We start from the raw sequence: 18,076 nt of genomic DNA on the forward strand, positions 1-18,076 counted from the left end.
AACGCCTGCACAACGTCCCACCTAGAGTAAATATCCTTGCTCCCAAAATCCGCAACGCATAGCGTCTTCCCGCATATACAGGGGGCAAGATTGGCGGATAGCGATGGCAAGGCCAGCCATGACGGCGCGGGGCATCGCGCCCGGCTGCGTCGGAAGCTGGCGGATAGCGGCGGGGATGCGCTGCATGACCATGAACTGATCGAATATCTGCTCGCCCTTGCGATTCCCCGCCGCGATACAAAGCCTCTGGCGAAAGCGCTGCTGCGGGAATTCAACGGGATCGGCGGGTTGATGGCGGCGGACTGGCAAGCCATCGCACGCGTGCCCGGCATGGGCGATACCAGCATCGCCGCCATCAAGATCGTCCATGCCACGCTCCTGCGCCTATTGCGTAACGAGGTGGCGGAAAAACCCGTTCTGGCAAGTTGGCAGGCCCTGCTCGATTATCTGCGGGCGGATATGGCGTATCTGGGCGTGGAGCGCGTGCGGGTGCTGCACCTCAACAGCCGCAACATGCTGATCCGCGACGAACATATGGGCGACGGCTCCATCGACCAGGCCGCCATCTACACGCGGGAAGTGATCCGCCGGGCCATCGACCTGGGATCAGCCGCGCTGATACTGGTCCATAATCACCCCAGCGGATCGCCCGAACCCAGCCGGCAGGATATAGAAGTCACGCGACAGATCATCGAAGCCGGCAAGCGGCTCAACATATCGGTCCATGATCACATCATCATCGGGTCGCATGGGCATAGCAGCATGCGGGCCAAGGGGCTGTTATAGGATTGCCGAAAAAGCGCAAATCCTGCCCGCCAAAAACTCAGAAGTCGAAGCCGACCGACAGAAATTCCGGGACGGGTCCGTTCCAGCCCTCGTCCGGACCTTCGTCCGCCATGTCGCGCCGCCGTCCGCGCGCAGGCGTGGGAACCGGCTGGGGTTCGGCCCGCTGGGCAGCTTTCCCCTCACTGACCGGCTGATCCCTTTTACGGGGTTTTTCCTCGCGCCGATCTTCCTTCTCGGCTTCCACCGCTGGCGCGCCGATCGCCTCTATCTTCTGGCCGATCAGCTTCTGGATATTGTCGATCGCCTCCGCATCCTCGGAGGTCACGAAGGTATAGGCGACGCCCTTCGCTCCCGCGCGGCCGGTGCGCCCGATACGGTGCACATAGTCATCGGGATGCCAGGGCGCGTCGAAATTGAAGACGTGGCTTACCCCCTTGATGTCCAGACCGCGGGCGGCGACGTCGGATGCGACCAATATGTTGACCCCGCCGGTGCGAAAGCGTTCCAGTTCGGCGATGCGCGCCGACTGGTCTATGTCGCCATGGATTTCACCGGACCGGAAACCATGCCGTTGCAGGCTCTTGTTGAGTTCCCGCACGGTCGTCTTGCGATTGCAGAAGATGACCGCGCTCACGACATCGTCGGCGGCCAGCATGGCGCGCAGCACGTCGCGCTTCTTGCGCGAATCGACCTTCACCAGGCGCTGCGTGATGTTGATGGAGGCGGTCGCGGGCCGCGCCACTTCGATCGATTTGGGATTGGACAGGAAGCGGTCGGACAGCTTTTTGATCGGCGCTGGCATGGTCGCCGAAAAAAGCAGCGTCTGCCGCTGGGCCGGCAGCTTCGTGCAGATTTCCTCGATGTCCGGGATGAAACCCATGTCGAGCATCCGGTCGGCCTCGTCGATGACCAGCATCGAACAACCGTTGAGCAGGATCTTGCCCCGCTGGAACAGGTCCATCAAACGGCCCGGCGTCGCGATCAGCACGTCGACGCCCTTTTCCAGCGCCTTGACCTGATCGCCCATCTGCACGCCGCCGATCAGCAGCGCCATCGAGAGCTTGTGATATTTGCCGTATTTCTCGAAATTTTCCGCCACCTGCGCCGCCAGTTCCCGCGTCGGCTCCAGGATCAGGCTGCGCGGCATCAGGGCGCGGGCGCGCCCATGCGCCAGAATGTCTATCATCGGCAGCACGAAGCCCGCCGTCTTCCCGGTGCCGGTCTGCGCGATGCCGATAATGTCCCTCATCATCAGGACGGACGGAATCGCCTGCGCCTGAATGGGCGTAGGCGTATCGTAGCCCGCCTCGGCAACAGCCTTGAGCAATTCGTCGGAAAGGCCGAGATCGGCAAAAGTCATTCAAAGGTCCGATGCAGGAAGAGTCCGCGCCGCGACAATGCAGCGCAAATCGGGCGCGCCTTGCGTAAATATCGTCGTCTTGTCAAGAAAATCGCGCATGGCCGGCCGCTGGAATCAGCCGCTCGCCTTGTGTATGTTCACTCATCCGGGTCCTGCGCCACCAGCCGTTTGAAGCTGTCAATCCCGCAGCTGAGGCCGCTACGCGCCTGCAACTCGTCCCGGCCCGAGCAGAGCGATCCGTCCTCATCCGGCTCGACATAGAAACCGGAATAAAAGCTCGTCGCATTGCACCCCCGCTCCAGCCGGGCCCGATACCGATGGCTGTCCGCCAGTGTCAGGTCGACGCCATTGGCTACCACGATGCTCGCGGATCGAATCGAACGAAGCGCAATGCAGCGCGGCCCCTTCTTTTCCCGCGAAGCGTCTTTCGCCTGAGGCGCGAGAGGCGCAGGCGCCCTTCCCTTGCCGGCCATCGGCACGCGGATGATGACGCGGCGCTCAATGGTCAACTGCGCCCATTGCGTCGGTGCATCGGCCGGCGCGACCAGCAGCAGCAGAATGGAATGAAACAAGCCGAACCCCTTTTTGGGAAAGCCAAGCTATCGGTCACTGGTTGAACAATCGATGAACTCCGGGGCATAGGACAGTTCCATGACCGGACAAAGCATCATCGATCGTTTCTCATCCTTGCTGGGGTCCAAAGGCGTCATCACGGACAGGGACGATATCGCCCCGTGGCTGACCGACTGGCGCGGCCGCTATCATGGCGCGGCGGATGCCATCCTCGCTCCGGCCAACACGCAGGAGGTCGCCGCGGCCGTCGCCCTGGCGTCGGAAACGGGCATTCCGCTTGTTCCGCAGGGCGGCAATACGTCGATGGTGGGCGGCGCGACTCCTCCCGCCGACGGCAGCGCGCTGATCCTTTCGCTTCGCCGCATGAACCATATCCGGGCACTGTCGCCCGACGATAATCTGGCGATATGCGAGGCGGGCGTCATCCTTTCGAGCCTGCATGACGCGGCCGCGGCGGTGGCCCGCCGCTTTCCGCTCAGCCTCGGCGCCAAGGGGTCCGCGACCATCGGCGGCCTCATTTCCACCAATGCGGGCGGCACGCAGGTCCTGCGTCACGGAACGATGCGCGCGCTGGTGGAAGGCATCGAGGCGGTATTGCCCGACGGCAGCATTTTCGAGGGTCTCGACGCCCTGAAGAAGGACAATCGCGGCTATGACATCAAGCAGTTGCTGATCGGCGCCGAAGGCACGCTGGGGATCGTGACCGCCGCGTCCCTGCGGCTGGTCCCCGCGATCGCCGCGCGCGCGGTAGGCTGGATCGGCGTCCGGTCGCCAGACGATGCGCTGGCGCTGTTGCGCCTTGCCGAAACGCACCTGGGCGACAGCGTGGAGGGGTTCGAGATCATCGCCGATGACGGCCTGGGCCATGTCCTTTCCCATATTCCCGGCACGCGCTGCCCCATCGGCACCCGCACGCCCTGGCATGTGCTGATCGAAGTCGATCATGCCGACATGAGCGAACCCGGTCCCGCGCAACGGCTGGAAAGCGCATTGGCGCAGGCGCTGGAACGCAATATCGCGGTGGATGCGGCGATCGCGGCCAATGACGCGCAGGCGGAGGCATTCTGGCGCATCCGGGAGTCCCTTTCGGAAGCTGAACGGGCGCAAGGGCCGGCCCTGCAATATGACATCAGCGTGCCCGTTGCGCGGATGCCTGCCTTCATGGTGGATGCGGCGGACGCCGCCGAACGCGCTTTCCCCGGCACGACAGCCTCCTCCTTCGGCCATCTGGGCGATGGTAACGTGCATTTCCATGTGCGTGCCCCCAAGGGGACCATGGACGGCCCGGCCTGGATCGCGGCGCAGGGTCAGGCCATCAACACCTTCATCCATGACGCCGTGGCGGCCGTGGGTGGATCGATCTCGGCCGAACATGGCATCGGCCAGATGAAGCGCGCCGAATTCGGCCGTCTCGCCTCCCCTGCCCGGATCGCGGCGCTTCGGGCCATAAAGACCGCATTCGATCCCAAGGGCATCATGAACCCCGGCAAGCTCATCCCGCGCCGCGACGAAGGCTGAATACCCCGCATCGACAAAGCAATTGCCTCAAAAGGCCAACGGCTCTACTGCCCTCGGCCAATCTTGCAGCCAGCGGCCTGTCCAGACATAGCCGCCTTTGAAGGAATGGAACGCATATCATGGCAAGCGCACCGACCGGCCTTCCCATTTTCTACAATGATCTCCTGCCGCTCAGCAGCGCGGACCATGCCGATTACCGCAATCGCGCGCTCGATGCGGCGCCGTTCCTGAAGGACCAGCACGCGGTTCCGCTGACCGTCGACGAATTCGTCGCCGCCCAGCGCTTCCTGCCCATCATCTTTTCGGCGGGTGAGGATTCGGTTCCGCTGGCGCTGATGGGCCTCAACGAAGGGGTCAACATCTTCCTCGACGAGGAAGGCAAGCTGCGCGGCCCCACCTATGTTCCTGCCTATGTCCGCCGCTATCCCTGGATGCTCGCCAAGCTGCGTCCGGACAGCGACGAACTTTCGCTCTGCTTCGATCCCACCAGTGAAGCGCTCGGCACGTTCGAGGAAGGCCAGCCCCTGTTCGAGGACGGCAAGCCGACGGAGCTGACGCAGGGCGTGCTGAAATTCTGCGAGGACTTCGAACAGGCAGCGGCCCGCACCGGCCAGTTCGTCCGCGAATTGCAGGAACTGGACCTTCTCATGGACGGCGAGGTCGCCATTCAGGTGCCCGGCAGCGAGCAGCCCTTCATCTATCGCGGCTTCCGCATGGTGAACGAGGAAAAGCTGCGCGACCTGCGCGGCGATCAGCTTCGCAAGATCAACCAGAGCGGGATGCTCCCCCTGATCCACGCCCATCTTTTCTCGCTGCAACTGATGCGCGAGATTTTCGAGGCGCAGGTTCAGCAGGGCAAGGGGCCGATCGCCGGCGCCGACGCGCCGCAGCCCGCGCAAGCCTGAAGCGTGTCTAAAGGCGGCATCGTAAATTATTGAATGCGGGGATGTTGCATTCCTCTTGAAAGGAAAGCCAACGTCCCCTATCTTTCGAACATACGGCCACCTGCCCCCCTTTCGGGTGCGTCGTATGGGCGCCTCCCCCTTTGGAGGCGTCTCCTCCCTGAACCTGGCCACCCCGTGCGAATCGCATGGGGTGGTTTTTTTATGCTGAACGGGATTGCCGCAGTTTTGCTTGACGCGGACCATGCGCGCGCTTAATTGCCACCGCCTGCCGATCATCAGATGTGATCGCGGCCCCTTCGTCTAGCGGTCAGGACGCGGCCCTCTCACGGCTGAAACACGGGTTCGATTCCCGTAGGGGTCACCAATAAAATCAAGCGCTTAGAGATACTTCGATGGTGCCTAAAGGCCCATTTCGTCCATACGTCGTCCATGGACTCGGGTGAACAGCCGTGTATGCCGGTAATCAAATTCTTCGATAAGTAACGCGGTGCGATCGTTGTCATTCGCTCGGGCGTTCCGGCGAACGCCTCGCTGCGATAAAGCGAGTGAGGCATTCGACAGGAATTAGCGTCGCGCGCCCGATCTTCACAATCTCGATCTCTCCGGATTGTATGAACTGATAAAGCTCTGATCTGCTCATCCCAAGCATTGCGACCGCTTGCGGGATGCGGACGGTGATCGGCATCGTTTGAAACGGGCGATTTTCGAGCGGTCGCGCTACGTCATTCTGTATCTGCCGCCGCTTCATGGCTTCCCTCCGCGCTCATGGAAGTATGTATCCGAGGGTTGGATGAAACCTCGATTCGCCCGCCCCTGCTCGGCACCGGGCGCCCGCGTAGCTTGTTTCAAAAGCATGGCAGCGGTGAGTCCTTCGGGGTCGGGGAACAATGGGCGTTGATCGGGCAAAGCGGATCGTCGATCTGCACGCGCAGATAATCGCGCGGTGGATCGCTTCGGGATTGCTTCTCCCATGCCTCGCCAATCTCATCCCATCCCAGCATGACCCGGAAAGTGGCCGACTCCGGTCCGGTGGGTTCTAGAAGGCGGCCGTGCGATAGCTGTCGTTTGTCGGCGCCCGAAATCCTTCACCATTATCAGCCACTCAGGGCTGGTTTCCTGCTTCTCGAAACCAGACATTCGTTCATTTTGCGGCCGATCGTGAGACTCCACCGATTTCGGCTCGGCAGCTCAGTGATACTGCGTTCTACCAGAAAAATGTGTAGCGCCGGCAGCGTGGCTGTTGATGTCAGTGCATAAAATGGGCAGCCCGATATGATTTGATCGAACAAAGTCTGAGGAATCCCATGAGCGAGCGTAAATTACACCCCGAGACCCTGGCCCTCCATGCCGGATGGCGTGCGGATGGTCGTGTCCCAGGAGGTGGTGTAGGAACCGTCAATCCACGGCAGGATCGGGATCGGGTTCGGGTCAGGCAGCCAGAGCTGGCAGGCTGACAATGGGGTTATGGCTCACCGCGCCGATTGTTTCCAGCGTCATGTAGCGGCGTGACACCGCCCATTCATCATTCTGCTCCAGCATCAGCGCGCCGACGAGGCGTATGACCGAGGCATCATTGGGAAAGATGCCGATGACATCGGCCCTTCGCTTAATCTCCTTGTTCACCCTTTCCAGCGGGTTGGTGGACGCGATCTGCGCCCAGTGATCCTTCGGGAACGCCATGTAGGCAAGCACATCCTCGCGCGATGCGTCCATCATGTCGGCCAGCTTCGGGAACTTCTCGCGCAGGGCATCGGCGACCTGCTCCCACTGCTGGTGCGCCGCTTCGGTCGTCTCCTGCGCGAAGATCGTCTTGATCATGGCAATCACGGCGGGCCGCTGTTTGGGCGCGGCATGGGCCAGCGCGTTGCGCATCCAGTGCACCCGGCAGCGTTGCTGGCTCGCGGCAAACACCTTGCTGGCGGCAGCGCGCAGTCCCTTGTGATCATCGGCGATGACCAGCTTCACCCCGCGCAGTCCGCGATCCGCCAGCGAACGCAGGAAGGCTTTCCAGAAGGGCTCCGCCTCCGAAGGGCCGGTGGCGACGCCCAGAACTTCACGGCGGCCATCGGTGTTGACGCCAACGGCGATTATCGTCGCCGTCGAGACGATCCGTCCGCCCTCACGCACCTTGAGGTAGGTGGCGTCGATCCACAAATAGGGCCACTCGCCCTCGATCGGGCGGGTGAGGAAGGCGTTCACCCGCTCGTCAATCTCGGCAACCAGGCGGCTGACCTGGCTCTTCGATACGCCGCTGGCGCCCATCGCCTTAACCAGATCGTCGACCGAACGGGTCGAGACGCCGTGCACATAGGCCTCCTGGATCACCGCTGCCAAGGCCTTCTCGGCGGTGCGGCGCGGCTCCAGGAAGCTCGGAAAGTAGCTGCCTTTGCGCAGCTTCGGGATCGCCAGATCGATCCGACCGGCACGGGTGTCCCATCCCCGTTCGCGGTAGCCGTTGCGGTGGTTCAGTCGCGACTGGCTGCGACTGCCGGCGGGCGCACCGGTTCTGGCCTCAATCTCCAGATCCATCATGCGCTCAGCGGCAAAAGCCAGCATCTCGCGCACCAAATCGCTGTCAGCCCCTTGCTCGATCAGCTCAACAAGGGCCATTCTGTCATCGGTCATCGTCTTCTTCTCCAGGTTCGAGTTCGCATCCGAACCCTACCAGAAGATCGACGGTGGCCACCCTCTCAGGGAAACCTTCCTACACCACCTCCTGGGACACGACCGTGCGGATCCACAAACAGGCTCGGTCGCGCCGCCTATATATCAAACGACATCCTATCAGTTTCACGATGCCGACCATGCCGCACGCCTTTTTGCTCTGGAAGAGCTTGGCAATATCTATACCCGGCTCGGCAATCCGACGACAGACATCCTTGAGCAGCGCATTGCAGCGCTGGAAGGTGGTGCTGCAGCATTGGCAGTCGCATCGGGCCAGGCAGCCTCTGCTTATGCGGTCCAGAATCTCGCGCGTGTCGGCGACAATATCGTAAGCGGCACGGACCTTTACGGCGGCACCTATAATCTGTTCGCCAATACACTGAAGGATCAGGGTATTGAGACGCGATTCGTCGATCCCTCAGACCCCTCAGCCTTCGCGCGTGCAAGCGATGAGCGCACGCGCGCCTGGTATGTCGAGACGCTACCGAATCCCAAGCTGGTGGTCTGCCCGATTGCCGAGATCGCGGCCCTTGGTCGTCCGATTGGGATCCCGCTTATCGTTGACAATACCGCAGCACCTTTGCTCGCTCGTCCGTTTGAACACGGAGCAGCAATCATCGTCTATTCGACTACCAAATATATCGGCGGCCACGGCACATCGATCGGTGGCATGATCGTGGATGGCGGCAATTTCGATTGGGAAGCGTTCCCCCAACGTCACCCCGCTCTCAATACGCCAGATGCCAGCTATCATGGCGCGATATGGAGCGTAGCAGCTAAGCCGCTCGGCCCGATCGCCTACATCCTTCGCGCACGCACCGTGCTTCTGCGCGACCTTGGCGCTGCGCTTTCACCATTCAACGCCTTCCAGCTTCTACAGGGCCTTGAAACCTTGCCGCTGCGCATGCCGCGACACTGCGATAATGCGATGAAGGTTGCGACCTTTCTCCAGGGCCGGGCGGATGTGATGCGCGTGATCCACCCTTCAGTGCAGACCGGTATTCAGGCGGAACGCGCGTCGAAATATCTCCCCGGTGGTTTTGGTGGTCTGCTGGGTTTCGAACTGGCCGGGGGCCGTGATGCGGGGCGACGGTTCATCGATGCTCTGCAGCTTTTCTATCATGTTGCCAACATTGGAGACGCGCGCAGCCTTGCCATACATCCTGCATCGACCACACATTCCCAGCTATCCGAGGCCGAGCAAGCTGCAACCGGCGTTTCCCCAGGCTATGTCAGACTTTCTATCGGCCTTGAGCATATTGAGGACATTCTGGCTGATTTGACTCAGGCATTAGACAAGGCTGCAAGTTGACCCTCGCTGGCGGGGCAGCTTGCCACAGAGCAGTCTCGCCTGTTTCCGGCTTGACCAATTTCTGGCATTCAAGAGAACGGGGAAGCGACCAAATGAATGGCCGGTTACGGAATCAGCATTTTCCAATTTAAACGAGGGAGATTGAGCGCATAGCAGCTAGGTCAGCGGCTGACGGCGATGACTTCGATACTCAGCGGAGTACCGCCAGCGGCGATAGCAAGTAGGCGGTCGACATTCGGATGCGCGCCCGGGCAGTTGCGCGCATCCGCCGTATGCTCGGCGAATATGGCCAAGCCATGTTCGGCCGCTTTTGCATCCAAGGTGTCAAAGAATTGCTTCAGGTATTGGTAGACGGCTAGCGAGCCTTGCTTGCCGGCCGATTTTCCATGCTGGCGACCACAGCCCCTTTCCCGTCTACGAGGTCGATGCGTTCCACGCCATCGACGGGCGACAATTGCTGAAGATTATCCTTGAGCCTCGCGCTTGGTTGAATCATCGCCAGCATTTCTCGAATTCCTGAGTTAATTGCGCGCGGGCATGTAACGCCCTCTTCGGATGTCCGCTATGAGATGCGCGAAAATCGGCGCCCAACGGCCGCGTTTGGCGCATTTTGCCGGGCTGCATACCTTCGGCGTGTCATGAATACGCGCCCGCGCGCCTGGGAAAAGACCAGCGATCACGCGCCGGTATGGATCGAACTCGGCGACAAGCGGAGGCCGGCGCAATGATCTGCCAGATCGCGCGGCGGCGCCTCCCTGTGGCTAAGGCCCGGTCCGAGAGTTAGGAAATTAGTGCCCGGCGAGGACATTTCCGGTTGCGCTGGCTGTGGTCGGATTCTCGAAGACTCGTCGAGACGGACGCTGAGCGCCTTGGAAGCGAATGCGCCCAGGTCACGGGCAGAAAAAGGATCTACATGGACATATCAGAGGACATCTTCACCGAACCCGACGCGGTTTCCGACGCTCTCGCCAATCTGGAGCCGCTGCGCCATTTGGCTGGGATATAGGAAGGGCATCGCAGCGTCGATCTCATCCGAAGCAGATGGATCAGAGTGGCAGGACTATTACGCGCGGATCGAAATGCAGCCAATCGACGCGCAGACCAAAGGCCCGCAACTAAAATAAGGGGTAATTTCAACGCGGACAGCTCATTGGGCTACATGTCCGGAACGCCCCCCGTGCGCGGCCACGCCGGCCACGAACGCGGACCAGTTCGACATCTCTCCCAGCGCCGAGCTCACCGGCAATTTGCCCGCGGACGACCGCTGTGATGCGCCCAACGGTTTGCGCGGAACAATCGAGCGCGCCGGACCCAGCTAACCAGCGACCAATTCTCGCTTAACCGCAGGCCGCGCGAACGATCTTGCCGGTTCCTGGGTCGGTTTCGATGGTTACCCGTTCCTGACGATAATCCATCGTCACGCCCTGGCCGGGTGCGATCTGCCGAACGATGGTTGCGCCGGTCTTTTGCATCGCCTGCTCATCGGTCAAATGATCCATGCCCGCCAATGCCTCAGCCGCGTCCGCCCGGCATAGCCCCGGAGCGGCATCGCCTGCGAGCCGGCTCTTGTCTGTTTGACAAGCAGCCATGGTCGTAGCAACGAGCGCAAGTGTAGCAGCGGAAATCAGTTTCATTTTCATCACCAATCGATCCTTTATCTATCGATCCTGCAACATAGCGGCGATTTTCCTCGCAGTGGCTTTGGCCGAGAAGGGATTTTGTCCAGTAATCAAGCGTCCATCTGCCACAGAATAGGGCATAAACGGCAGAATCGCCTTTTTGGTAGCGGGCATCTCTCCGCTTCATCTCTTTTTCGGCATTATATGGCACCTTGCGGGCAACATCTGCGACCACCTCTTCTGACCAGGCAAAGCCAGTGACGCGCTTGCCTGCCACCAGCGCGGTTCCGTTGCGGAGCTTGATGTTGAGAAGGCCGCAATAGCCATGGCAAACCGAAGAAACGATACCGCCCCGTTCCCATATGGCGCGGGCTAGCTCCTGCAAGCCGGTGTCGTCGGGAAAGTCCCACATCACCGCATGGCCGCCGGTGAAATAGATGGCGTCGAACTGCGCCGGATCGATCTCGTCGGGCCGCGCCGTCTGAGACAGAAGCGCCATGCGCGCGGGATCGTTCAGCCACGCCTTGGCGGAGGCGTCAATCAGAGGCCATTTCAAGGCGCGAGGCTCCAGCGGAGACGGCCCTCCCTGAGGGCTGACGATGCGCTGCTCATATCCTTTCGCTTCGAAGATATCGTAGGCGTGCGTCAGTTCCGAAAGCCACAGCCCGGTCGACTCGTGCGGATCGGCATAATGGGAAACGTTGGTGACGACGTGGAGGATGCGCTTGGTCATCGTGGATATTACCGTCCCTTGGGATCGAGCGCGCTGAGCGGCGTCGGCATGTTGAGGACGGCCTGCCCGTCCTTGACCACATCCATGCGGACAATCTTGCCCACGCCCAAACCATCGAAAAGCTGGCTCATCGGCCCGCCATGCCTGGTCAGTTCGACGCCCTTGGGAAGCATCTGCTCCGCATGGTTCAAGATGTTGGTCTGGACCTTGGTCTGATGCCACCTCCCGTCGATCAGATTGAGCATGTTCGTCGTATTGATCCGCGACTGTGAAGGTACCGCACGCAACGCCGGTAGCAGGGCTTCCAGTGTCAGGTCAGGCGTTCCGTCGGCGGCGGCGATGTCCGCTCTGACGCCTTCCTCCATGCTGACATCGATCCTGGCCAGCCATTTGGGCAGCTGATAGCCCTGAACACCGCGCACGCGCGCGATCTCGGTCGTGACCGGCAGGGCCAGCACATGCCCATAGACGTTGCGCCGGCGCATCGACTTGATCAGTTCCAGCATGTTCGGTCCGCGCGCGCCGGGTCGGCGCACGACGACGGCGATCGAAACCTCGTTATAGGGATCGTTATCGGCGACCAGATAGGAGAAGAAGGTCAACGCGACCAACCCTCGGCCGGGCAGCGCCCGCAAAGGCTCGAGCGGCTGCGGCAGCATCGCGCGCAGCCTGGCGGCCGGGGCCAGATACAGGAGCTGGACGCTGCACATGCGATAGAAGAAGTTGGGCGCCCAAACCCGCCCCACCCGCGAATCCACCTGCTGCTTGGGAATCCTGCGGAAGAAATCGATATTACCGGCCGCTGGGTCGCGCGCCACCTCATCGAGATCGGGGTTCATTCGGAAGCGGTCGTAATAGCCGCCTTCAGGCACCCGAACGCGCTCCGGACCGAACTCGACTTCGACGCAACGCTCACTCATGCTTTCGGCCCTTTCCGGTCTTCGGATGGGGCCTCGCACGCCAGCCCATCGAGGCGGACAAGCCTTGTAACCCTAAACCTGACTTTAATGTCAATCGGCTTGGCCTGCCTTGCCTTCCTCAGGGCGCAGCAGATCGAACATCCGCTGCTTGTTGTCCGAACAGGCGATTCCATCTGGCCGGTTCTCGATGCCGTCGATGACGGCGAGGAGTTGGGCCTTATTCTGCGCCAATTGCTCCTGCAGGACGTCGATCTCCGTGACTTTCTCCCTCAGCCGCGCCGCCAGTTCGTCATGCTTCCAGCCTTGCGAGCCAGCGGGCATCAGATATCGAATTTGATCGAGCGTGAAGCCGGCCCGTTGCGCGCTGGTGACGATCCCCAGCAACGCGACGGCCTCCGGCGGATAGCGGCGGTAGCCATTGGCTCCGCGCTCAACGGTGCCGAGTAGCCCTTCTGTTTCATAGAAGCGGATTCGGGAGGCGTTGAGGCCGGTGCGTTTCGCCAGTTCTCCAATCTTCATGCGTGTCTTCATAACCCGGTTGACCTTCAATGGGACTTTAAGGTTATGGTCGGGTTTCGGTCAAGCAAGAGGGTGCCAAGTCGGCGGTCTTGCTCCGGGTCATCCAGTTTCAGCGCGAACACCAAGGAGAGATCTATGCCCTACGTCAGCACGAAAGACGGCGTCGAAATTTTCTATAAGGACTGGGGACCGCAGGGCGCGCCTGTGATCTTCTTCCATCACGGTTGGCCGCTCAGCTCCGACGATTGGGACGCGCAGATGCTGTTCTTCGTCAATCAGGGATTTCGCGTTGTGGCGCACGACCGTCGCGGACACGGCCGCTCGGAACAGGTGTGGGACGGCCATGACATGGATCATTATGCCGATGATGTCGCTGCGGTTGTCGATCAACTCGGCGTCCAGGGCGCTGTTCACGTTGGTCATTCGACGGGCGGCGGCGAGGTCGTCCGCTACATCGCACGGCACGGAGAGAACCGGGTTGCCAAGGCAGTGCTGGTCAGCGCCGTCCCGCCGTTGATGGTGAAGACCGAAGCCAATCCCGATGGCACGCCCAGGCAAGTGTTCGACGACTTCCAGGCGCAACTCGCGTCGAATCGGGCGAAATTCTATCACGACGTCCCTTCGGGACCGTTCTACGGTTACAACCGCCTTTTGGTGAAGGCATCGGAGCCGGTCATCCTCAACTGGTGGCGACAGGGCATGATGGGAAGCGCCAAGGCGCACTACGATGGCATAGTGGCTTTCTCGCAGACTGACTTCACCACCGATCTTCAGGGTATCTCGATCCCGGTCCTTGTCATCCACGGCGACGACGATCAGGTTGTTCCCTACAAGGCGTCTGGGCCGCGATCGGCCGAACTGGTCCAGAACGGCACGCTCAAGACCTATGAGGGTGCGCCGCATGGCATTCCCACGACGCACGCCGAACAGTTGAACGCCGATCTCTTGTCGTTCACGCAAGGCTGACGGCGCTCGCCCGATCTGAACAACTCCGGCCCGCTGCAACGCTCGACGTGAGAACACTATATGCAGACGATTCTTGGCGCCTCCGGGCAAATCGGGCATGAACTGGCCGTCTCTCTCAGGCGCGATTTCACCGAAGACGACTTGTCAGCCGAAACCCGCGACAAGTGAATGAGAGCGACCAGCTACATCGTGCCGACCTCCTGGATGCCGGGGAGACACAGCAGGCGGTCGAAGGTTCGGAGATTGTCTATCTGACCGCCGGCCTGCCGATGGATTCAAGGCTATGGGTCGAGCAATGGCCGGTGATCATGAAAACGTGATCGACGCCTGCGCTGTGCATGGTGCAAAGCTGGTATTCTTCGACAACACTTACATGTATCCACAGACCGCCGACGCTCAGACGGAAAGCACGCCCTTCCTGCCCTATGGCGCAAAAGGGCGCGTGCGAGCGACGATCGCCGAGGAACTCCTTACGGCGATCGATCGAAACCGGCTGAGCGCGATGAATTGCCGGACTCCCGAATTCTATGGCCCGGGGAAGACACAAAGCATCACCAATAGTGCGATCATCGAACCCTTGGTTCAAGGTAAGACCGCGAGGGTATTCCTGCGCGACGACACCTTGCGCACCTTGATCTATACGCCTGACGCGAGCCGCGCGATGGCCATGCTAGGCAACACATCCGATGCTTACGATCAGACCTGGCATCTGCCCTGCGATGATGACCGGCTGACCTATCGCGGGTTCATTCATCTGGCCGCGGAACAATTGGGCGCCCAACCTCGATACCAGGTACTCAAGCGCTGGCAGTTGGTGGCTGGTCTCTTCAACAGCACCATCCGAGATGCTGCGGAGTTGCTGCCGAGATATGCGGTGGACAACATTTTTGTCTCGGACAAGTTCAAGGCACGATTTCCGGACTTCCGCGCCACGAGGTATCGCGAAGGCCTGGCTTCGATTGTGCGCGCGCAAACGCGAAGATAAGTCGCGATTTCGTAGCGGTCATGGGGCCGCCACGGTGCGCCGGCAAGATAAGCGCTTTCCAATCTCCCTATGCCGGCTGTCACTTGCTGTTCGCGTTCTTCCGGCGTGTCTCCCAGCCCTTGCGCGCTGCGGCGGATCGTTGTTCGGCCGAACCCGATCGGTGAGCCCGACCACCACGCGAGGAGGAGGCGTACGTATCCTCCTTCCCGCGACCAGATCCTGACTTGTTGCCGCCCCCGGACTCCTTGTTGACCGTCGCCCAGGCCCGACTCTCCGCTTCCTTCCGGGGAGTGCCGCGCTTTTCATACCCTTTTTCGATATGCTCGGTCTTGCGTTTCTGTTTATCGGTATAGCTGCTCTTGTCGCCTCTGCGCATAAGCCGTCTCCATATTGCCACCCATGCGAACACCCCCTCAGGTCAACTGTCGGTTTCCGTCGGTCGGCGCGACATGCCGGATACCAATCCGAACCCCGTCCCGGCGCGGCTCGTGCTGTTCGCGCTAGCCGCGCTGATCGCCGACGTCGTCACAGTCGCGATTGAGTTCGGCCCGATCCTTCGGGGGCAATGGTTCTGACGGGGCTGCAAACCCTGATAGAAAGGATCGATGCCTAGAAGCGGATTGAGGCCATCAATTCTTCGAGCTTGCCGCAGGAAGCTTCAGAATCATATTCTCCCTTGATACGCAGCTTGGGGTTAACAAGGCCGCGGGCAGCCGCCTGCGAGGTCACAGGAACTTCGGCACCCAGGTCCGAGTTTTTCTCCGGTGTCGCTGAGGCGGCGGAGCACAACTCCATCGATCGATTTTCGCGCTATCGAGCGCCCGGCGAAATCACCGTCGCCTTCCGCGAAACCGAAGCTGATCTCGGCCCGATAGCCTGGTCCTTCGACAACACGAAGCTGCGCGTCGCCCTGAAGCGCCATCACCTTTGCCGAGGTAGCCTCGATCGTGCAGCACCCGTCTATCGTGATCGCTTCCGGCCGCCGGACTTTTGGATGAGCAAAGCCCTCGCGGTCGATGGTCCCATATTTCTTTACGGCGCCGCCTTTCAGAGCAGGGGAACCGCTTTCGCGGCCCCCCTCCCCCACATGCCGCGAGGGCGGCGGCGACAGCCAACGCTATGATTTCTCTAGCGCGCGCCATATACACTCACCATCCGTTGTCGCTCGTCAGCGCATATCGTGCGCTTGATCGTTCCGCGAGGCACAGATGCTGCCATGATGCATGGGCAGGTGTTGCCGTCGGTGCGATGGTTGAAACCAATCGCGTGGCCGAACTCGTGCAAGATGGCGGTCTGATAATCGGTTCGGCCGATCCCGCCACGACGCGAAAGGAGATCGCGATGATCAGTGCGGATCTAGGACAGCAGCTTGAGCACTTCGTCGCCCAGCTTGTAGCTTCGCGATCCGCACGGCTGAAGAAGCGCGGGCCTATCTCGAACATCCCGTGCTCGGTCCCCGTTATCTGGAATGTGTCGAGACGCTGCAGGGCCTGCCGGACAGCGACCCGGTGACTGTATTGGGCGAGATCGACGCGATGAAGCTGAGATCTTCGCTGACCCTCTTCGAGTCGGCAAACCCCCATCCGCTGTTCTCCGCCGCGATCGACCGCTGGTTCGAGGGCGCACGCGATCCTTTGACACTTCGGCTGCTCGCGTCCGAATGAGCCGTGCAACCCAGGACTGCGGACCATTGCCAAGCAATGCCAAGTCCGTTGCCCATGGGCCTATTTGTCTGCCACTAGGCAGGCGACCTGCAAATGCTCTCCGGCAGCGGAGAAGCTCGAGGCTGATCTGTGAGCGGGGAGTCTCAGGGAATTACGGTTCGCGATGACCCGAGCCGCGGCCCCAGACCTTAAAGCGCGCAAAACGGGATGCATAGCGCTCCGGGCTCTCGTCGCGGAGATCGTTCAGGCTCGAAAAGTCCAGCTTGCAAGCCGCGTCGATCAACATAGCGCCAAGCGCCTCGTTGGGCTCCTCCCAGTCCGGCCCATTCGAGAGCATGGTCCGCCGCTCGCCATCCGATCGCTCGAGTGACAATCGGGTCTGCTGGAACGCGCGCTTGGCGCAGTCCACGTTAAGCTGCGCTATTGTCTTGATGCTGCGCTTCTTCGACCCTGCGAAGGAAACGAGCGTGACGTGCAGGACGTTATCGGCATCCCGTCCGATCGAGTCGCGATCGATGCCGGCCAGTTGAACGGAGTCCCCTGTCCTGACAGGCTCTCCCATGAACCAGTGGTTCGCCCATGCCGGCGCCGGTATCGCGGAGGCGACAGCAAACGCCGCAATGCAATGAAACCGGTTTCGTATCGACGCACGGGTCATCCGGCAGGTCTATTGTGCGGGCTATGGGAAGGCAATGAGGCGTTGACACGGTACTGCAAGGCAGGCTGTCGACAAGGCCTTGAGATCGATGTTTTTCGGATCGGCCTCTTAACAGTCGAGGCCCAATTTTGACCGAAAAACCACCGAATTTCGATCTCCTTTCATCATACTCTTTCGTCACGAACTACGATATGGTAGAAAGGATGACAGTTTTCTAGAAAGGTGCATGATGAGCCTCAACATCAAAGACCCCGAGGCCCACCGGCTCGCACAAGCCATCGCCCAGGCAACCGGCCAGAGCATGACCCGCGTGGTGACGGAGGCGCTGCGCGAGCGTCATGCGCGGATCGAGCGCCGCAAGGGCAAGGCCAGTGTCGCGGAACTGCTGGCGATCGCCGGCCGCGCCGCCGCGCACGTCAAGCGGCCCTATGCCAACCATGCCGATCTGCTTTACGACGAAAACGGCCTGCCCAAATGATCCTCGACACATCGGCCTTGGTCGCCATCCTCTATCGCGAACCCGAATCGGAATCTTTCGTCCAGGCGATCCACGACGCCGACGCTTGCCGTATCAGCGTCGCAAGCTATGTCGAGTTGTCGATGGTCGTTGAAACCCAACTCGGTCCGGAAGGGATGCGCCAGGCCGAAGCCTTCTTCCGGCGTGCGGGCATCACCATCGAGCCGGTGACGGTCGAACATGGCGAGCTGGCGCGGCAAGCGTTTCTCGACTTCGGCAAGGGCCGCCACAAGGCCGGCCTGAACTTCGGGGACTGCTTTTCCTATGCGCTGGCGAAGGCGAACGGCGAGCCCCTGTTGTTCAAGGGCAATGATTTTCCCATGACGGACATAGAGGCTGCCCTGTGACCGAGACGCGCGCAGGGCCGAAGGTCGCGG

The 18,076-nt window shown here is 61.0% G+C and carries 20 protein-coding genes, 1 tRNA gene and 2 pseudogenes; 11 read left to right on the plus strand and 12 right to left on the minus strand.

From position 1 onward, the window contains the following. Positions 1-90 precede the first annotated feature (90 nt). Entirely contained in the window at positions 91-786 is a 696-nt protein-coding gene (gene radC / locus IQ35_RS01690; protein ID WP_021246318.1) for a RadC family protein, read from the plus strand. A gap of 37 nt (positions 787-823) precedes the next feature. On the opposite strand, the gene IQ35_RS01695 is transcribed toward radC, so the two are convergent. Beyond that, positions 824-2,146, minus strand: a complete 1,323-nt coding sequence (locus IQ35_RS01695; RefSeq protein ID WP_145071766.1) for a DEAD/DEAH box helicase — start codon at positions 2,144-2,146, stop codon at positions 824-826. 137 nt (positions 2,147-2,283) lie between these two features. After that, positions 2,284-2,718, minus strand: coding sequence for a hypothetical protein (locus IQ35_RS01700; RefSeq protein ID WP_021246315.1), 435 nt, complete (start codon positions 2,716-2,718; stop codon positions 2,284-2,286). A gap of 79 nt (positions 2,719-2,797) precedes the next feature. On the opposite strand from IQ35_RS01700, the gene IQ35_RS01705 reads away from it, so the two are divergent. The 3 genes from IQ35_RS01705 (at position 2,798) to IQ35_RS01715 (ending at position 5,506) form a co-directional block, all read left to right on the plus strand. Beyond that, positions 2,798-4,237, plus strand: a complete 1,440-nt coding sequence (locus tag IQ35_RS01705) for an FAD-binding oxidoreductase (RefSeq protein ID WP_145071768.1) — start codon at positions 2,798-2,800, stop codon at positions 4,235-4,237. Positions 4,238-4,356: 119 nt separating this feature from the next. Beyond that, on the plus strand, positions 4,357-5,142 hold the full coding sequence (locus tag IQ35_RS01710; protein WP_021246313.1) for a SapC family protein: 786 nt from the start codon (positions 4,357-4,359) through the stop codon (positions 5,140-5,142). 289 nt (positions 5,143-5,431) lie between these two features. Further along, positions 5,432-5,506 (plus strand) — tRNA-Glu (locus IQ35_RS01715). 135 nt (positions 5,507-5,641) lie between these two features. On the opposite strand, the gene IQ35_RS01720 is transcribed toward IQ35_RS01715, so the two are convergent. From IQ35_RS01720 to IQ35_RS01730, 3 genes are all read right to left on the minus strand, one after another. After that, complete coding sequence (locus IQ35_RS01720) at positions 5,642-5,890, minus strand: helix-turn-helix domain-containing protein (RefSeq protein ID WP_199739894.1); 249 nt, start codon at positions 5,888-5,890, stop codon at positions 5,642-5,644. Positions 5,891-5,987: 97 nt separating this feature from the next. Next, positions 5,988-6,143, minus strand: coding sequence for a DUF736 family protein (locus IQ35_RS21365; protein ID WP_242003265.1), 156 nt, complete (start codon positions 6,141-6,143; stop codon positions 5,988-5,990). Positions 6,144-6,570: 427 nt separating this feature from the next. Then, positions 6,571-7,767, minus strand: coding sequence for an IS256 family transposase (locus IQ35_RS01730; protein ID WP_088185222.1), 1,197 nt, complete (start codon positions 7,765-7,767; stop codon positions 6,571-6,573). Here IQ35_RS01730 and IQ35_RS01735 point away from each other — a divergent pair. Continuing rightward, the gene (locus tag IQ35_RS01735; RefSeq protein ID WP_242003266.1) at positions 7,673-9,118 is read left to right on the plus strand and encodes an O-acetylhomoserine aminocarboxypropyltransferase/cysteine synthase family protein; all 1,446 of its coding nucleotides are present in this window, start codon (positions 7,673-7,675) and stop codon (positions 9,116-9,118) included. The two genes, IQ35_RS01730 and IQ35_RS01735, sit on opposite strands and share 95 nt — an antisense overlap. A 161-nt stretch (positions 9,119-9,279) precedes the next feature. Here IQ35_RS01735 and IQ35_RS01740 read toward each other — a convergent pair. The 5 genes and pseudogenes from IQ35_RS01740 to IQ35_RS01765 form a co-directional block, all read right to left on the minus strand. Continuing rightward, positions 9,280-9,614 (minus strand): annotated as a pseudogene (locus tag IQ35_RS01740) (DUF2322 family protein). A gap of 841 nt (positions 9,615-10,455) precedes the next feature. Further along, positions 10,456-10,608: an I78 family peptidase inhibitor gene (locus IQ35_RS21170; protein WP_236614721.1), complete on the minus strand. Its 153-nt coding sequence runs from the start codon at positions 10,606-10,608 to the stop codon at positions 10,456-10,458. Positions 10,609-10,630: 22 nt separating this feature from the next. Continuing rightward, a complete protein-coding gene (locus tag IQ35_RS01755; RefSeq protein WP_199739895.1) occupies positions 10,631-11,470 on the minus strand; it encodes a type 1 glutamine amidotransferase domain-containing protein in 840 nt (279 codons plus the stop codon). An 8-nt stretch (positions 11,471-11,478) separates the two neighbouring features. Continuing rightward, positions 11,479-12,390 carry an acetoacetate decarboxylase family protein gene (locus IQ35_RS01760; RefSeq protein WP_021243909.1) on the minus strand — a complete coding sequence of 304 codons (912 nt, stop codon included), beginning with the start codon at positions 12,388-12,390 and terminating at the stop codon, positions 11,479-11,481. Positions 12,391-12,480: 90 nt separating this feature from the next. Continuing rightward, positions 12,481-12,909: a MerR family transcriptional regulator gene (locus tag IQ35_RS01765; RefSeq protein WP_021243908.1), complete on the minus strand. Its 429-nt coding sequence runs from the start codon at positions 12,907-12,909 to the stop codon at positions 12,481-12,483. A gap of 135 nt (positions 12,910-13,044) precedes the next feature. On the opposite strand from IQ35_RS01765, the gene IQ35_RS01770 reads away from it, so the two are divergent. Together IQ35_RS01770 and IQ35_RS01775 are read left to right on the plus strand one after the other, a co-directional pair. Next, on the plus strand, positions 13,045-13,875 hold the full coding sequence (locus tag IQ35_RS01770; protein ID WP_021243907.1) for an alpha/beta fold hydrolase: 831 nt from the start codon (positions 13,045-13,047) through the stop codon (positions 13,873-13,875). A 295-nt stretch (positions 13,876-14,170) separates the two neighbouring features. Next, positions 14,171-14,860 carry an NAD-dependent epimerase/dehydratase family protein gene (locus IQ35_RS01775; protein WP_199739896.1) on the plus strand — a complete coding sequence of 230 codons (690 nt, stop codon included), beginning with the start codon at positions 14,171-14,173 and terminating at the stop codon, positions 14,858-14,860. A gap of 79 nt (positions 14,861-14,939) precedes the next feature. On the opposite strand, the gene IQ35_RS01780 is transcribed toward IQ35_RS01775, so the two are convergent. After that, the gene (locus IQ35_RS01780) at positions 14,940-15,236 is read right to left on the minus strand and encodes a hypothetical protein (protein WP_059140295.1); all 297 of its coding nucleotides are present in this window, start codon (positions 15,234-15,236) and stop codon (positions 14,940-14,942) included. Positions 15,237-15,309: 73 nt separating this feature from the next. Between IQ35_RS01780 and IQ35_RS21715 the strand changes: the two genes are divergently transcribed. Together IQ35_RS21715 and IQ35_RS01785 are read left to right on the plus strand one after the other, a co-directional pair. After that, entirely contained in the window at positions 15,310-15,435 is a 126-nt protein-coding gene (locus IQ35_RS21715; RefSeq protein ID WP_260401391.1) for a hypothetical protein, read from the plus strand. Positions 15,436-16,260: 825 nt separating this feature from the next. Then, a pseudogene (locus tag IQ35_RS01785) lies at positions 16,261-16,524 on the plus strand (DUF1810 family protein); the annotation flags it as partial. A gap of 151 nt (positions 16,525-16,675) precedes the next feature. On the opposite strand, the gene IQ35_RS01790 reads toward IQ35_RS01785, so the two are convergent. Next, positions 16,676-17,182 (minus strand): hypothetical protein, encoded by a 507-nt coding sequence (locus IQ35_RS01790; RefSeq protein WP_145071770.1) that lies wholly within the window; start codon positions 17,180-17,182, stop codon positions 16,676-16,678. A gap of 226 nt (positions 17,183-17,408) precedes the next feature. Here IQ35_RS01790 and IQ35_RS01795 point away from each other — a divergent pair, with 226 nt between their 5' ends. Both IQ35_RS01795 and IQ35_RS01800 read left to right on the plus strand, forming a co-directional pair. After that, positions 17,409-17,660 carry a type II toxin-antitoxin system VapB family antitoxin gene (locus IQ35_RS01795; protein WP_021243902.1) on the plus strand — a complete coding sequence of 84 codons (252 nt, stop codon included), beginning with the start codon at positions 17,409-17,411 and terminating at the stop codon, positions 17,658-17,660. Further along, on the plus strand, positions 17,657-18,046 hold the full coding sequence (locus tag IQ35_RS01800; RefSeq protein ID WP_145071772.1) for a type II toxin-antitoxin system VapC family toxin: 390 nt from the start codon (positions 17,657-17,659) through the stop codon (positions 18,044-18,046). Before IQ35_RS01795 ends, IQ35_RS01800 begins: the two co-directional genes overlap by 4 nt. The last annotated feature ends 30 nt before the right edge of the window (positions 18,047-18,076 follow it).

It is taken from the genome of Sphingobium wenxiniae (assembly GCF_007830065.1).
Classification (GTDB): Bacteria; Pseudomonadota; Alphaproteobacteria; order Sphingomonadales; family Sphingomonadaceae; genus Sphingobium; species Sphingobium wenxiniae.